Origin of the sequence: Bacillus sp. LBA3-1-1.1 (assembly GCF_040676495.1) — a bacterium.
Taxonomy (GTDB): Bacteria; Bacillota; Bacilli; order Bacillales; family Bacillaceae_G; genus Bacillus_A; species Bacillus_A nitratireducens.
On sequence record NZ_JBEGIB010000024.1, the window covers coordinates 1 to 16,510 of the forward strand.

The following is a 16,510-nucleotide window of genomic DNA, read 5'->3' on the forward strand; positions in this document are numbered from 1 at the left end:
ACGCTTTGTTAGATAAGGCTGATATCAACTTAGTCAGAACTTACGCTTTGTTAGACAAAGCTGATATCAACTTAGTCAGAACTTACACTTTGTTAGATAGGGCTGATATCAACTTAGTCAGAACTTACGCTTTGTTAGATAAAGCTGATATCAACTTAGTCAGAACTTACGCTTTGTTAGATAAGGCTGATATCAACTTAGTCAGAACTTACGCTTTGTTAGATAAGGCTGATACCAATAATTCCAAAAATACTCTTAGATTCCTTTTGATCAATCAAACTAAAATGTGTATCCATCTAACATAAAAAAATATGGATAGAATGTCGACAAGCTTGTAAGTATAAGGGTTTACAGTCGTAGAAAAAGTCGTTAGGTTAAATGTATCATTAATAATCTAAATCATTTTATATTTAAATTTGAATGGGGTTAACTTGAAATAGGGGTAAAAACAAAAAAGGTGACTCTAGGGAGAGCCACCTTTTCAAAATAACATATTATGCACCAAAATCAGAGAACATACCGCCCAACATACTAAACCCAATTGTAAGAATAAAGAATATAGAAATTAAAATTATTGCTTGTTTTTTACTTAAACCAGCAACGATATGCAAGCCTAAGCCAGTTAAAATTAAGCTCCAAATGTTAAAGACTTCAAATGCAGAACCAATGCCATATGCAAGTGTTCCTTGTTCAAATAAAGGCCCTAAACTTGTATATTTATCAGCGCCATTCCCACCAAGAATATATCCTAAAGCTACATTGAGAAGACTACCAACATAAAAGACAACATTGGCATATATATAAATAGATAATATCTTCATATATGGAGTATCATTGCTCATAAACATCATAATAACTTTATAAAATCCCGCTACCACAAAAAGACCAACAGCTGTTCCAACTAGACCTCCAATAGCTCCAAATCCAAGTGTAGTCCATTTCATTATCCCCGTCGTATCATCCTTAACCAGCTTCGCTAGCTCTGGAGTATTAAGTAACCCTAAATAAGCTACCGCTGCTGATAAGATTGTCCCCATTAAAAGAAATAAGAAAAATCCTCCCCAGACTGGGCTTTTCGTCTTCATTCTCTCAAACTGTAAGCCTGGAGAAGTAACCATTCCAAATAATGACGGCTTCTTCGCACCTTCATCTTGCGTATTAATATTCATTTCCATTATAACGCCTCCTTCTATTTATATATCCCGTTCTAACGGGCGGTTCACATCCTCATTTAGAGGCTACGAACCGCCCACTAGAACGGTAATGTGTAGTAGAGAGTCCCTCTCTACTACAACTTATTCATAACGCAGTGCTTCAATCGGATCTAACTTCGCAGCTTTGTTTGCTGGAATTAATCCGAAAATAATACCTAGTGTCATAGAGAACAGTACGCCTCCAACGACAACTTCCCATGAAACGAGCGGTGGCCATTTTGCGAATGTAGAAACGATATATGCCCCACCATATCCAAGACCAATTCCGATTAAACCACCTAGAAGCGTTAACATAACGGCTTCAATTAAAAACTGTAATAAAATTTTACTACGCGTTGCCCCAAGTGCTTTACGTATTCCAATTTCGCGCGTACGCTCCGTTACAGATACGAGCATGATGTTCATAACACCGATACCACCAACGACTAATGAAATACCAGCGATACCGCCGATGATCATCGTCATGATACCAGTTACTTTAGAAACATTTTCTTGGAATTCTTTTAAATTCACCAGTTCATATTTACCTGGAATTTCACTTGGCTTACGACTATTTAATACATCGATAGCTTTTTTCCCAGCTACCTCTAAATCGTCTACATTTTTAGCTTGAATTGCGATATTTTGAATATCATCGGTTCCGTATAAAACAGGCCATAACGTAAGGGGGATTAACGCTTCTTCCATTTCAAAGCCCATAAACTCATTATCAGATCTATACACACCAATAATTTGCATTGGCTGCCCCTTCATCTCAATAATTTGTCCAACTGGGTTTACGTCCTTAAATAACGTCTCTTCTGTTTTTGTACTAATCATCACAACATTATTTGCATGAGAAATATCTGATTCATTTAAAGTACGTCCCTTTACGACCTTTACTTTATTAACTGCAAAATATTCATTATCAAGACCAATAACATTCAGATTTGCTTTTTTATCATTTACATCAAGCACCTCTGTCGTCTGATTTGTCGTAATAACGTGTGAAACATCTTTCACTTGTTTTACTTCCAAAATATCCTCTTCAGTTAACTTCGGTATTTGAAATCCACCCATAGCAAACTCATCATTAATATCTGGTTTAAATTGAATTGGCATAAGGTTATTACCACCAGAACCTGCGAATTTCGACTTCAGCATCGCTTCCCCGCCTTGCCCAATTGCAACGACAGTAATAATCGAACCTACACCGATAATAATACCGAGCATCGTAAGAGCAGAACGCAGTTTATGAGCTAAAATAGAAGATAAGGCGATTTTCATACTATCTAGTAAACTCATACCGCACACCTTCTATCTTCTGTAATTTTCCCATCTCGCAGTACAATACGGCGGGAAGAATAAGCCGCAACCTCTTCTTCATGCGTAACCATAACAATCGTCGTACCTTCTGCATTGAGCTTCGTGAAAATGTCCATAACTTGCTTACCAGACTTCGTATCAAGCGCACCTGTCGGCTCATCGGCCATAATGAACGTTGGATTATTCGCAATCGACCTCGCAATAGCGACGCGCTGCTTCTGTCCACCTGATAACTCATTCGGCAAATGATGAACTCTGTCGGATAAACCAACTTTACCAAGTGCTTCCAAAGCCCTTTGACGACGCTCTGCTTTCTTCACGCCACCGTATACGAGCGGAAGTTCAACATTTTCTACTGCTGAAAGACGCGGCAGCAAATTAAAATGCTGGAACACAAAACCGATATATTCATTACGAATTAAAGCAAGCTTTGACTCGTCTGCTGTTAAGATATTCACATCATTCAGCATATATTCGCCTTCTGTTGGACGATCTAAACAACCAATAATATTCATAAGTGTTGATTTACCAGAACCAGACGGTCCCATAATAGAAACGAACTCACCGCTCTGAATTGTTAAACTAATACCATGTAAAATCGGCACTGCCAATTTCCCTTGATAATATGTTTTAGAAATATTATTTAGCGTAATCATTTCTCTTTCACTTCCATTCCGTCATACACGTTGTCGGAAGGATTTTTAACCACCTTTTGCCCCACTGTTACGCCTTCAATAACCTCTGTCCAATCTCCATCATTCGCACCTTTTTTCACATTTTTCTTACTAAGCTTTCCTTTTTCTTCGATATAAACAAATGCATCTTCGCCTTTTTCTACAATGCTCTTACTTGGAACAGCAATCATCGTCTTATTCTCTAAATTTACTTGTAAAGAAACGTGATAACCTGGAGATAAACCATCTTGGCTATCAAGACTTGCCTTATATGTATATTGAGACATATTTTGAGTTCCCTCACCAGCAGCTTGAGCCATCTCCGCACTCGTTGGGAATTCACTTACTTCTGTAATTTTACCTGTCCACTTCTTCTTATTATTTGCTTTCGCAGTTACAGTAAACGTTTGATCCTTTTGAATTTGTGACTTTTGAAGTTCTGTTAAAGTCCCTTGAACTTGGAACGGATCTTTAGAAGCTACTTGTAAGAATGCTTTTCCTTGACCACCTAAAGCTTGGGATGAACTTTGCGCTGCATCTTTATCTAACTTCTGTACAACACCAGCAAAATTACTATAAATCGTAAGTTCTTTCTGTTTTTTATTTAACTCTTCTTTTTGTAACTTTCCTTTTTCCTTCTCAAGGTCAGTTGTTTTTTGTGTCATTTCTAATTCACTTACTTGCTCTTCCATTGGGTCTGTTACTTCTTTCCCAGCCCCGCTATCTTTCACCTTCTTAATTTCTTTCTTCAACGAATCAATCTTCTTTTTCCCTTGATCATAACGCATATCAGCCATCTTCTGATCAAGCTCAGCTTGCTTCATTTGCAGATTAATTTCTTCATTATCATAAGAGAATAATTTCGTTCCCTTTTCTACCTCTTGTCCTTCTTTCACTTCAATATCTTTCACTTTTCCTTTAGTCGGATCTGCATAGAAACTTTCAATATTCCCTGGCTTCACCTGACCAGAAATTAATTTCGTATTATTAAGCTTACGCTCTGTCACTATCTCAAAACTTACAGCATCTGTCTTCGCTGTGCCTTTCTTCTTACCTTGCATAACAAAAATATTAACTGCTGCAACAATAACAATTAGTGCAATAACCCCGATAATAATCCATTTCTTCTTCTTGTTTGGAGTACGAACCGTATTTGGTAACATAGTCTCTCTCCCTTTATAAATTAATAGTTTAATAAACACCACAATTGTATAAAACTTTCTGAAAAATAATTGTATATTATTACAATCTTTTTACAAAGTTTTACACATTCATTTATATTGTAACAAAAATTCCAATGATTAGAAATATGACATCTTATCTTTTAAGATAGTTTTAAGGAAAGATTATATTATATAGAAAAAGCCATCCAAAATGAAAATTGGATAGCTTTTCAAACAAAATATTACGCCGCTTTAGGAGCTTTTCTCTCATGTCCACGTTGAACGATGAACAAGAAGACTGTTGATAAAATTGCACCTGTTAATAGTAAGATAAAGCAACCATCCCAGCCAGAACGATCAACAATAACACCAATTGCTGCGTTTGCTACAAGACTTCCGCCCACATAACCGAACAGACCACACATACCAACTGTCGTACCTACTGCAAATTTCGGTACTAATTCCATCGCACTTAAACCGATTAAGAACTGTGGTACGTAAATTAAACATCCGATAATAGAAACTGCAATACTTACAACAAGTACGCTAGTTGCTTGCCAATATACAAACGTACCAATAACAACTCCAACCATACTAATAATACACAATGGCATACGTTTCCCTTTAAATAATTTATCACTTAAAAGACCAACAATTAATGAACTTGGAATTGCCATACCTTCAAAGATTGCGTATGCTGCATGTGCTTCATTTTTTGAAAAACCTTTAACTGTCGTTAAATAAAGTGGGACCCAGTTAATAACACCGAAACGAATTAAATAAACAAATGCATTCGCAATACATAAGAACCATACAAATTTATTTTTCACTACGTATTTCATTAAAATTTCTTTTGGTGACATCTTGTTAGCATTATCTGCTTTTTCAAGATTTTCATAGTCATTACGATACTCATCAATTGGAGGAAGACCTTCAGACTCTGGTGTATCCTTCGCATTGATCCAAACAAGAACTGAAATTACCATTGCGATAATCGCTGGGAAAATAAACACGCCGCCTTGCCAATGACTTTCACCGAAGATACCTACACCAATTCCGACAAGTGGTGGCACAAGCATTCCGCCAACGTTATGTGAAATATTCCAAATGCCTGTTTTCGTACCACGTTCTTTCTTTGAGAACCATTTCGTCATAACGATACTACAAGGTGGTGCTCCCATACCTTGTACAATACCGTTCAGGACAAGTAATGTAACAATCATTCCAAAAGAAGATGCAAACCCGAAACAAATATTTACAAGCCCTGATAAGAATAATCCGACTGCGATAAAGCGCTGGGCAAAAGCTTTATCTGATAAATTCCCCATAAAGAACTTACTAAATCCATAAACAATCGCCATTACTGAACCTAGTAGTCCAATTTCAGCTGTACTAAAACCATATTCTTGTACTAAATACGTACTTGATAACGTAAAATTACTGCGAACTAAATAATAAGCAGCATATCCAACTGAGATTCCGATTAGCACACGAATACGTAGTAATGTATATACTTTAGCGATCATATCCGCTGGTAATCTCTCAATTGCAGGTGCTGGCTTAAGCCATTTAAACATATACTCTCGTCTCCTTTTCTCACTTTTGAGAGAGACGCTGTCTATTCCATATCTCGATTATTCCACTATTTGATATATTTTGGTTCGTCCTTCTAACCGGCTGTCCTTCTATTTCTTTCTCATTCTTCGCAAACATCGTTGGTACGCCAAACGAAACTTTTTCTAAAATGTGACCCGCTTCTTCTGATAAACAATAATCAATAAATAAATCCGCAATAATACCACTCGGTGCACGTTTTAGTTTTGAAATCGCATTGACAGACAAACCTGTTTGCTCAGGTTCGTTACTTAAAATAGGAAAGCCTCGTTTTTGAAGCATTCTCTGATCTCCCATAAAATTGATGCCTATCATATATTCACCACTTGCCACAAGTTCTGCTGGTATGTAACCATTCACTGTTACTTCACCAACCTGTCCTGCAAGATGCTTCACATACGCCTTCGCTTCCTCTTCACCTAAAGTATCAATAAGTGATTGAAAAAACGTATATGCAGTACCCGAAACATTTGGATCTGGCATAACAATCTTTCCAGTGTACGCAGAGTTTAATAAATCTTGCCACCTGGATGGATACGGTAGACCGAGCGGTGCTATTTCTTCGTTCCACCGCTCTTTATTAATTGCGATTGCCAATTTCTCTACTTCGTAACCGTACCAATAACCATCTTTATCTTTAACAGTTTTTGAAATACGATTCGCATGCTGGCTCGTCACAGGAATAGACAGATCTTTTTGCTTCATCATTTGATGTGCATCTACTGTACCGCCAATAATAATATCCGCTTTCGGATTTCCAGATTCCTCTTCCACTCTTCGAAGAAGTTCTTCTGTCGAAAGACGAATAAATTCATACGTACATCCTCGCGGTTTACAAAATGATGAAAGCAATGCCTCACCAACTTCCTCGCGGGCCGCTACATATGCAACAAGATGACGATCGTCCAAAATAGGGAGACCACTTTTATTATATTTAATAGAGGTTGTATCTCGAGAGCAACTAGACATCGCTCCTCCAATTACTAGCAAAAAGAAGAAAAAGGCTATCTTTCTCATGACGCATTCTCCTTTACGAATAACTCTGCTAGAGAGCCTTTCATATACATGACATTCCCGTTATTATCACCGAGGTATTGCACAACAAAGTACGATGGATACACAGAAATCGTAAGAATATCCTCTCGCTCATTCTTTACACGCTTGCCTGTTTTATAAGCAGTAATATAAGCAATCGGTTCATTCTGTGATTGTAATAATTTCTGAATTTCTCCGTAATCTGTAATTTGCTTTGCGTATCGAATAGAATCAAATATTTGCGTAAGATCTATAGTACGTATTACATCCCCTTGCCTCACTACAACTTCCTTTGCCTCCGCAAAGAAATTACTAATGCGCTCTGGTGTATAATACAGACTTAACAAATACGTTTGCAATGCTGAGATCATCGGATCCGTACCATTCTTTCCGTATACATTAGCCTCATACTGGAACAAGTCACCTACTGCAAAAGTACGTTTATGTCCATTCAAGTACGTTACTTCTCCAGTAAATACTTGTTCTTGATTCCTCGCTTCTCTCGGTTCTACTCGAATTCGGTCAAAGAATGAAACAATCGTATGCAAACGAACTTCATCCGTTACAACAATTTCTCCCCACTTCTCATGCCTTACTTTCACTTCAGTAGGAAGGGATTCATTCACTCTTTGTAAAACGGCTTGTTTGTCATCTACAATCGTGATTCGATTATATATTTGCTTCTCAATAACATAAAACAAAATAAGAGAAACGATCATACAAAAGACAAACACAAGAATTTGAAATGATAGCCTTTTCATTTCTGCCTACCTCCAAGATAAAAAAACGTTGTTTCGAAAATACCGCATAATTGTTTCATAAATGTATCATTTAACCGCTTTCAAGTTTTTTATGTCTTCCATCCGTCTTGGGAGTAAAAATGTCATACATATTGTAGTTCCCATTTCTTCACTACTCTCAATTCGCATACTCCCGCCTTGCTTCTTCATAATCTCCTGACAAATGTATAAACCATAGCCATTCCCGTAACTAGAAGGAAGCACCTTACCTTCCGGAGACTCATTCCACTCTGCAAGCACACCTTCATCCATACCAATACCATCATCATGAACAAAAACCTTTGCTTCCTGCTCATATATAATTACATTCATACGAACTCGCGTAGCATCACTATATTTAATCGCATTATCAAGCACATTCAAGAAAATTTGCTTCGTCTTATCAAAATCCGCAACGACGTGTACTTCCATTAACTCATTCATAACTTCAATTTCAAACTGCTGCAAGCGAGGTCTCACAATCGAAATTGCCTCTTCAGCCAAATCCTTAATATTCACAACCGTAGGTGACACTTCAAACGTGCTCGTCCCATACTTCGAAGATTTAAGTAATTCTTCTACAAGTGATAATAGACGCTCACTTTCTACAGTCACATAACGGAGACTCTCCTGAACATCTTCCTTCGATTGTAACTTCGGAATTAAATCGACATAACCGATAATCGCTGTTAGCGGTGTTTTCAGCTCATGTGTAATGCGGTCTAAGAAATCTTTCTGTTTCTCTTTCTCTTCCTTCAGCTGCTTAATATGCAGTTCAATCCCATCAGCCATCGCATTAAAGGATGCTGAAAGCTGTGCAATCTCCACATACTCATTTAGCTCAATCTTACTTTCATAATCCCCATTCGCAAGCCGATGCGCCATTTGCCTTAACTGATCAATTGGTTTATGAAGAGACTTCGCCAAACGAATCGCAAAGAAATTACCAGCAGCTACTAAACAAAGCGACGTCATCAAAAACGTCCAACTCACATTTGTTAAAACTTCCTTCTCATCCGCTAACTCATTTATAAAACGAATACTCCCAATGACATCGTTTCCATAATAAACCGGACTTGAAAACAAAAGAATTGGAGCTGGGTCCCCCTCCTCGAAAACATAAGATTTCTTTCCCTTCAAAGAACTCTCAATATCAATATTCCGATGAAGTAATGCTCCTTTTTGTGTATCTGCAACAACATCTCCATTCTTCCCAATCATCTGCACCCGGACATCCATTCGCTTCGCTAAATACGAAGCAATTAAAAGCGAATTGGGACCTAACGTCTCTACTTCCGCTTCCTTCTCTAAATAATTCATCGTATAAATTTGCGCTTCCACACTTAACTTTTCTAAGGAATCTGCCGCATTATGATACACATTCTTCTCCAGTGCAATATACACAACTGCATACAAAAGAACAAGAATTGGAATCAACAATCCAACTATTCCAAACACCATATTTCGTTTTAAAGACATATCATCACCTTTTAGCAATCAAGCTTATATCCAACACCATAAATCGTCTTAATATGCTCCCCACTATTCCCGAGTTTCTTTCGAAGTCTTTGCACCATAATATCAACCGCTCTCGTATTTCCGATATACTCAAACCCCCATACCTTCTCAAGCAACTCATCTCTCATAAACACACGCTGCGGATTCGAAACAAACAACTGACATAAATTAAACTCTCGGTACGTTAACTGAATCTCTTGTCCACCCACATGAACCTTTCGTTCCTTTGGACAAATAAGTAAATCACCAGCCCGAATCACCTCATGATTTAAAGGAACGTCCTTCTTCGTCACGCGCCGTGCCATATTCTTCACCCGAAGAATAAGCTCCGCATAATTAAAAGGCTTCGTCACATAATCATCAGCTCCAAGCTGAAGACCAAGTAACTTATCATTCATCTGACTCTTCGCTGTCAGCATAAGCACCGGAATATCACGCTCCTTCTCCCGGAATAAACGTAATAACTCATACCCATCCGTATCAGGAAGCATCACATCTAAAATGAGCACATCCGGCTGCTCATTCCATCTCTCTAAAGCTTCTCTCCCATCAGCCGCCGTCAATACCTCATATCCTTCCATCTCCAACTGCATCCGAATCAAATTACGAATACTCGATTCATCATCAACTACAAGTATTTTCATCATTCTCCTCCTTCCATCCTGTATTATAGTACAGTTTAGTATAGCAAAAATAAGACAAAAAAAGAGAGGGTATTGTCGAACATATTTTGTCGACGATACTCTCTCAAAACTTTCTATATTTACACTACTGCTTAGGTAACTCTAAATGCTCTCTTAACTTATTTGAAAGGTCCTTACGATCTTTCTCTGAAACAAAATAGTACCAAATGCCATCTTGCTTGCGACCATCTCCAGGAATTTGGATTTCTTCTTTCTTATTCATCGCAGCTTTATAGTTGCTTTGAAGATCCCACATTTGATCCTGGTTTAAATTTGTTTTTACGTTTTTCTCAACAGCCTCTAACATCGTACCAAGTTTTGTAATAGATGATATATTTGCACCTTTACTAATAACCGCTTCTAGCACTTGACGTTGACGCATCTGACGACCAAAGTCACCACGCGGATCTTCCTTACGCATACGCGTATATTTGAGTGCTTGTTCACCATTTAAATGGATAGTTCCTTTTTCAAATGTCTGTCCTTCAAGTGTGAACGCTAAATCATTATTCACATCCACTCCGCCAACTGCGTCTACAATATCTTGGAAGCCTTCCATATTTACTTCAATATAATAATCAACTGGTACATCTAAGAAATTCTCAACTGTATTTACAGACATTTCGATTCCACCAAATGCATACGCATGATTGATTTTATCCTTCTTTCCTTTACCAACAATTTCTGTATATGTATCACGAGGAATACTAACCATCTTCATTGAACTATCTTTCGGATTTAACGTTAACAACATAATGGAATCCGAACGCCCCTTATCTGCGCCACGCTCATCTGCCCCTAATAATAGGATAGAAACTGGTTGACTATTACCAAGTTTCACATCTGTAGATCGTTTTGTTGAATGATCCCGCTCAAGTGGCGTATGCATTTTATCCAATGTACCCGTAACAGATGAGTACATATAATACGCATAACCGCCTCCGGCAATTACAAGAAAAACAATAATACCAAGTATCCATAATAGAATTTTTTTCATCATGTAACCTTCTTTCTTAGATCAGCCTTATAAGCGTACAAAGGAATAAAGTTCCAATCCTATTATACATGGGATTGGCGCCCTCCATCAAATACTGATATGTTTCATATCTAACATCTAACTTATATATTCCCTCATATAACCACTTATCTATACAAAAAACTCTCCGACTTATCCATGCACTGAATAAGTCGGAGAGTTTCTTCTACCAATACAAAGAAAGCCCAGTTGCACAAATGGCAATTGGGCTTTCCACTTCAAACTAAGATTGTTTCTCTAAATCTGGCTTAGACACAAGCTTTGTATACACGATAAAGCGATCTGGTGCATCACCAATATACTCAAACGGATAACATGTTGTTAACGTCAGTGTCTCATAATCAGTTGGAACGATAATTGTATCATCGTTTGCTCCCGTAATTTTAAAGTCTGTTATTTCATACACAAACTCACCATACGGTGTTCCGAATTTGATTTGATCACCCTTCTTCAAATCTTCCAGCTTACGAAAACTCGTATTTCGGTGTCCGCTTAGTACAACATTTCCACCTTGTCCGGGTAACATACTTCCAGCAAAATGTCCCACTCCTGATTTTAATTCTTTCGGATGCGTTCCTTCTACAACAGGAACTTCATACGACTGAGAAGGAAACTTCAATTCACCAAGCTTCTCTCCTGGATCAGGAATTTTAGACCAAATTTGTTTAAACTCTTTTTCAGCCTCCGCTGGCTTATACGGTGTAATCACTGTATGAGCTAACAATGTTGTTTGCTTTGTTAATTCCCATCCGAAAAAAGCAACAATTCCAAGGCCTAACAAAATAATGAAAACGGGAATCCCAATGATTACCCATCTCCATTTTGACTTACGCTTACGTACTTTCTTTCTCTTTTCCATTAGACGTATTACGCTTGTTCTGTCTTACGAGCTAATCGTACTGCTGGAACTAATGCAGCTGCACCTAGAAGTACAATTAAGCCACCAATTAACATATACGTTTGTTCATTAGATGCTGTATTTGGCAGTTCAGCATTTGTCATCGGAACAAAGTGACCTGTTGCGTTCAGTTCACGTTTCGCTTCCATCGCAACTTTTAAAGAATTTACCAGATTTTTAAAATTAGCTGCTTGTACCATTTCTCTCGTTGGATTAATTGTCGCAAGTAACTTTCCATCTAAATCTTTTAATTGAATTAATAAGTTATTATCCTTGCTAATTGTATAATTTAAAAGATCTAACGACTTCCCACTTTCATCTACAAGTGAAACTTGTAAATGTGCAAGTTTCGCGCTATCAAGAAATAAGCGAAGCATTTCTACTTTTTGCTCATTCTTTAAACTCATAACATCCTTCGCACCTGAAAGAATTTCGCTCACTCGAGCTGCATTTGCATTAATTTGAGCTTGCTCTTGATCAGTTAAGCTCGTTTTTTGTAAATAAGTATATAAGTAGTCCACGTGATCAAGATTTAAAGTTTTTAATGAATTTACTAGCTTTTGTGAAGCTTCTTTTCCATTCGTATCTGCATGTGCAGCTGTTGCAGCGAACGCTGTTAAGCTAAGACTAAGCGCAGCCACTAATGAACCTTTTTTCATAACACCTTTGAAATTCATGGTTATTTCTCCTTTTTATAGAAATTTAATCATTTAAATATATCATAAGTACTCCAATGAAGATAATCTATATTTTATTTTTCACTATAAACAAAAAAGAGCTTCTACTTGAAGTACCTCATTCTATCCTTTTTTAAAGCTTGGAAAAACTACTTCTCATAGCCATAAGGTTTCTTTTGATGCCAATTCCACGCATGTTCAATAATTGTTTTAATCTCTACATACTGTGGATTCCATCCTAATTTCTCTTTCGCCTTTTGTGAAGAAGCAACTAGACGCGCTGGATCTCCCGCTCTTCTTGGTGCTACTTCTGCTGGGATTTCATGATTTGTAACTTCACGAACAGCTTCAACGATTTCTTTAACGCTAAACCCATTGCCATTTCCTAAGTTATAGAAATCACTTTCCCCACCGTTTTGTAAATCTTTAAGACCAAGGAAATGAGCTGCTACTAAGTCTTCGACATGAATATAATCACGGACACAAGTACCATCTGGTGTATTATAGTCTTCACCAAACATCATAATCTTCTCACGTTGTCCTAAAGCTACTTGTAAAACTAAAGGAATAAGATGCGTCTCAGGACGATGATCCTCACCAATAATGCCACTTGGAGTTGCACCAGCTACGTTAAAGTATCTGAAAATCTTATATTTTAAATTAGAAGCTTGACTATACCAATGAAGCATTTTTTCAATTGCTAGCTTCGTCTCTCCGTATGTGTTCGTTGGATTTGTCATAGTTTCTTCAGTAATAAGATCAACATCTACCTCGCCATAAGTAGCTGCAGTAGAAGAGAAGATAAACTTATCTACTTTAAACTCGTCCATTACTTCTAGTAAACAAAGAGCACCGTACACATTATTGTTATAATATTGAAGAGGCCTCTCCATACTAACGCCAACTAAAGAATCAGCTGCAAAATGCATAACCGCCTCAATATTTTCTTGTTTAAAAACATCTCTTAAAAATGCTTTATCACGAAGGTCAGCATTATAAAACTTCGCACCTCCCGTAATTGCATCTTCATGACCAGTTTGTAAGTTATCTACTACTACTACAGATAAACCTTCATCCACTAGTTTTTTAACAGCTTGAGAACCGATATAGCCTGCTCCACCGCAGATTAAAATTGAGTTCATTGTTTATCCTCCTGCATATATACTATAATTTCTTAAGTACTTTCTTATTACAAAAGGTATACGATTGCTCGTATACCTTTTGTATCCCATTCATTACTTAGCCACAAAATAATCTGTTACATATTGCGCCCAAACTTCGTGCCCTTTTGCACTAGGGAAACCGAATTCCTCTTGTAAGTATGGTACAATTGCCTTTGTTGATGCATCAGGCCATGCTCTCCAATGATCAATATATATATAACCATTTTGCGTTGCAAATTGTTTTAATGCCTCAATCGCTTTCGAATAATTCTTCCCACTATACACTGGGTTTGGCGGTTGAATCATGATCTTAGCGTCTTTTGCACTAGTAGAAAGTGCTTGAACAAATTTCTATGTATTCGCTACAGAATTTCTATCCCCTGTTTTTCCATTGTCAGTAATAAATGGTGGTTCAAATAAAATTACATCTGGATTGTCTTTCGCAATCTCTTGATCACGTTTTTCAGACTTATCACGATTTAATGGCCTTTGTACTGCATCTAAAGTATTAGAAACAGGAGAATAAATGGTATATGTATAAACACCACCAGCGATAATAAGAAAACCCACAATACCGAGAATCCAGAATAGAATTTTCCTTTTCATAACTATCCTTCTTTCATCTAAAAAAATTTTAAATGAATTTATAAATCTAGGATAAACGGAACTATAGTTGTCTGTTATGTAAAAAAACCAAGCGAACCCCCATTAACTAACAAACAAGAAACTACTTTAACTTACATACACAACATTTCCTAAAATTAGATCCCCATAGTTTCATATAATATAAAATTTATTTACTAATAAATTTTATAATATCATTTACCAATTCTCCTTCAGAAAAGCTGTACGTATTAAATGTTTCCGAATGGATATCGCTAATTTCCTCACCTAATTTCTTGATATCCCAAACTACACTTACATAACCTTTCTTATCTAAAACATTACAAATTTCAATTTGATGGTCATCTACATGTTCATCAAATTGCTTCAAACGAGGTATTACAATAACTTTTTTCTTTTTTTTCAGGCCATTAAAAATACTACTTGTTCCCCCATGAGAAATCAGCAAAGATGCATTTTCTACGTAGTTATCCATCTCTTCTGGTTTAAGCAATTTATGCACTTCAAACTGAGTGGGTACATATGTTGAATATCCAACCTGAGCAATGACCTTTTCTTTAATTACACCTGTTGAACACAGTTCATCTATCTCTTTTAAAAGCCTGTTAAACTGAAATTTTTGTGTTCCAACTGTTATAAAAATCAATATAATCTCCCCTTAAATTCTGCATCCTCATATACCTCAAGAAGCTCTTCCCACTGAACATAGAACTTATCTGCAAAACGATATAAAATTCTTCCTGTTATGGTAGGTGTCTGTACTTTAGCAAAACTTTCAATAAAAATTAGCTTTCCTCCAAAAATTTTCCCAAAAATACAAAAAGGAATAACAGCTCCTGCCCCAGTAGATATAATATACTGGGGTCTTATTTTTATTACGTACCAAAATGATAAAATAATATTAATAAAAAATATAAGAGGAAAGAAAATATTTTTCCTTTCCTGTTGAGCTAAATATGAAACATCATAATTTTTTTGTAATGATACTGTAGTTTCATTTTTCTCTGTAATCACCTTAATTTTTGATGAATCAAATGACTTTATTATATTTTTTAATTGAGTTAGGTGCCCACCTGTGGAACTAATAAAACATACTGTCTGCAAAGAATGCCCCTCCATTTTTTAAAATTTAATTCCTCTATAAAAAGAATAAAATACTTCTTCTTAAACCAATATTAATATACGTAAATAAATCTATTAACACTCTGCTTTTGGTTTTCCAAATATGAAATTTTATTTTATGATACAATGTACCTTCATGATACATAAACTTCTTAAACGCTTCCTCTTGAACAATAATTTCTAATTCATCTAAATATTGTTTATTTTTAATTCCTCTTCCCCACCATTTGAAGAGATAATTACGTATAAAATTTAAAACAACCTTATCATCTGAAACATATAATAAATCCTTATATGTCACTAATCTATCTCGAGCATTCCTTCCAGGATTAGTCATAATTGACCCTTCTCTATATCTCCTTCTATATATATTCAAATTCAAATATTTAATAGAATCTGTTTTCCCTATACATGTAAGCCAAAATGATACATCTTCACCATATATATTTTCATTTGAAAAATATATATTATTATCTTCTAAAAAGCTTTTAGACTGAACTTTTAAACATGCTGGTTGAAGATCTAATAAACAATATTTTTTTAAACTACCAGTATATTTATTCACACTAGAATTAACATTGAAATACTTCTTCTTACATATCTTATAACTTTCATCGTAAAAACCTTCACCATTAAAAATGATAATATTTTGATTAGATTTTTTCATTTCTTCTATTAAATTTTCTAGTGAATTAGGTTGAACATAATCATCTGAATCTAGATACATAATATATTGCCCTTGTGCTTTTTGGGTTCCTAGGTTTCTTGTAGGACCTAGTCCTTCATTTTCCTTATATATGCAAGTAATTCGCTTATCAAGTTTTGAATACTTCTCCATAATACCTTTACTACCATCAGTAGATCCGTCATCAATAAGGAGAATTTCTATATTTTCTATATTTTGTTGCAATAAAGATACTATACACTCTTCCAGGTACTTCTCCACATTATAAATTGGAACGACTATAGATAATATGATTTCGTTTTCTGTTAATTTCATATTTA

At 36.1% G+C, this 16,510-nt stretch carries 17 protein-coding genes and 1 pseudogene; 1 reads left to right on the forward strand and 17 read right to left on the reverse strand.

The genetic code is table 11. The features are described 5' to 3' along the window. A partial coding sequence (locus MRBLBA3_RS18730) for a hypothetical protein (protein WP_363382941.1) occupies positions 1-305 on the forward strand: 305 nt, incomplete at its 5' end. Between the two features lie 189 nt (positions 306-494). Here MRBLBA3_RS18730 and MRBLBA3_RS18735 read toward each other — a convergent pair. From MRBLBA3_RS18735 to MRBLBA3_RS18820, 17 genes and pseudogenes are all read right to left on the reverse strand, one after another. Beyond that, positions 495-1,175, reverse strand: coding sequence for a Yip1 family protein (locus tag MRBLBA3_RS18735; protein WP_098488871.1), 681 nt, complete (start codon positions 1,173-1,175; stop codon positions 495-497). 120 nt (positions 1,176-1,295) lie between these two features. Beyond that, complete coding sequence (locus tag MRBLBA3_RS18740) at positions 1,296-2,498, reverse strand: ABC transporter permease (protein WP_098565036.1); 1,203 nt, start codon at positions 2,496-2,498, stop codon at positions 1,296-1,298. Then, positions 2,495-3,175, reverse strand: a complete 681-nt coding sequence (locus tag MRBLBA3_RS18745) for an ABC transporter ATP-binding protein (RefSeq protein WP_336149563.1) — start codon at positions 3,173-3,175, stop codon at positions 2,495-2,497. The genes MRBLBA3_RS18740 and MRBLBA3_RS18745 overlap by 4 nt, the downstream gene beginning before the upstream one ends. Beyond that, positions 3,172-4,356 (reverse strand): efflux RND transporter periplasmic adaptor subunit, encoded by a 1,185-nt coding sequence (locus MRBLBA3_RS18750; protein ID WP_363382946.1) that lies wholly within the window; start codon positions 4,354-4,356, stop codon positions 3,172-3,174. Before MRBLBA3_RS18750 ends, MRBLBA3_RS18745 begins: the two co-directional genes overlap by 4 nt. A gap of 242 nt (positions 4,357-4,598) precedes the next feature. Continuing rightward, positions 4,599-5,933, reverse strand: coding sequence for an MFS transporter (locus MRBLBA3_RS18755; RefSeq protein ID WP_363382948.1), 1,335 nt, complete (start codon positions 5,931-5,933; stop codon positions 4,599-4,601). A 19-nt stretch (positions 5,934-5,952) separates the two neighbouring features. Continuing rightward, positions 5,953-6,987, reverse strand: a complete 1,035-nt coding sequence (locus tag MRBLBA3_RS18760) for an ABC transporter substrate-binding protein (protein ID WP_001225622.1) — start codon at positions 6,985-6,987, stop codon at positions 5,953-5,955. Then, positions 6,984-7,766, reverse strand: coding sequence for a DUF3919 family protein (locus MRBLBA3_RS18765; protein WP_000826651.1), 783 nt, complete (start codon positions 7,764-7,766; stop codon positions 6,984-6,986). The genes MRBLBA3_RS18760 and MRBLBA3_RS18765 overlap by 4 nt, the downstream gene beginning before the upstream one ends. Positions 7,767-7,832: 66 nt before the next feature. After that, on the reverse strand, positions 7,833-9,263 hold the full coding sequence (locus tag MRBLBA3_RS18770; protein WP_363382952.1) for a HAMP domain-containing sensor histidine kinase: 1,431 nt from the start codon (positions 9,261-9,263) through the stop codon (positions 7,833-7,835). Between the two features lie 11 nt (positions 9,264-9,274). Then, positions 9,275-9,946, reverse strand: a complete 672-nt coding sequence (locus MRBLBA3_RS18775; protein ID WP_363383191.1) for a response regulator transcription factor — start codon at positions 9,944-9,946, stop codon at positions 9,275-9,277. A gap of 124 nt (positions 9,947-10,070) precedes the next feature. Continuing rightward, positions 10,071-10,985, reverse strand: coding sequence for a LytR family transcriptional regulator (locus tag MRBLBA3_RS18780; RefSeq protein WP_033658499.1), 915 nt, complete (start codon positions 10,983-10,985; stop codon positions 10,071-10,073). A 259-nt stretch (positions 10,986-11,244) separates the two neighbouring features. Further along, on the reverse strand, positions 11,245-11,880 hold the full coding sequence (locus MRBLBA3_RS18785) for a class D sortase (RefSeq protein WP_088008424.1): 636 nt from the start codon (positions 11,878-11,880) through the stop codon (positions 11,245-11,247). A gap of 8 nt (positions 11,881-11,888) precedes the next feature. Then, a complete protein-coding gene (locus tag MRBLBA3_RS18790; RefSeq protein ID WP_363382955.1) occupies positions 11,889-12,596 on the reverse strand; it encodes an LPXTG cell wall anchor domain-containing protein in 708 nt (235 codons plus the stop codon). 149 nt (positions 12,597-12,745) lie between these two features. After that, positions 12,746-13,738: a UDP-glucose 4-epimerase GalE gene (gene galE / locus MRBLBA3_RS18795; protein ID WP_088008420.1), complete on the reverse strand. Its 993-nt coding sequence runs from the start codon at positions 13,736-13,738 to the stop codon at positions 12,746-12,748. A 93-nt stretch (positions 13,739-13,831) separates the two neighbouring features. Next, a pseudogene (locus MRBLBA3_RS18800) lies at positions 13,832-14,227 on the reverse strand (SGNH/GDSL hydrolase family protein); the annotation flags it as partial. A gap of 325 nt (positions 14,228-14,552) precedes the next feature. Then, complete coding sequence (pssE, locus tag MRBLBA3_RS18810; RefSeq protein WP_363382958.1) at positions 14,553-15,029, reverse strand: PssE/Cps14G family polysaccharide biosynthesis glycosyltransferase; 477 nt, start codon at positions 15,027-15,029, stop codon at positions 14,553-14,555. After that, a complete protein-coding gene (pssD, locus tag MRBLBA3_RS18815; RefSeq protein WP_180228672.1) occupies positions 15,026-15,487 on the reverse strand; it encodes a PssD/Cps14F family polysaccharide biosynthesis glycosyltransferase in 462 nt (153 codons plus the stop codon). Before pssD ends, pssE begins: the two co-directional genes overlap by 4 nt. A 34-nt stretch (positions 15,488-15,521) precedes the next feature. Next, the gene (locus MRBLBA3_RS18820) at positions 15,522-16,505 is read right to left on the reverse strand and encodes a glycosyltransferase family 2 protein (RefSeq protein WP_098589391.1); all 984 of its coding nucleotides are present in this window, start codon (positions 16,503-16,505) and stop codon (positions 15,522-15,524) included. Positions 16,506-16,510: the final 5 nt, after the last annotated feature.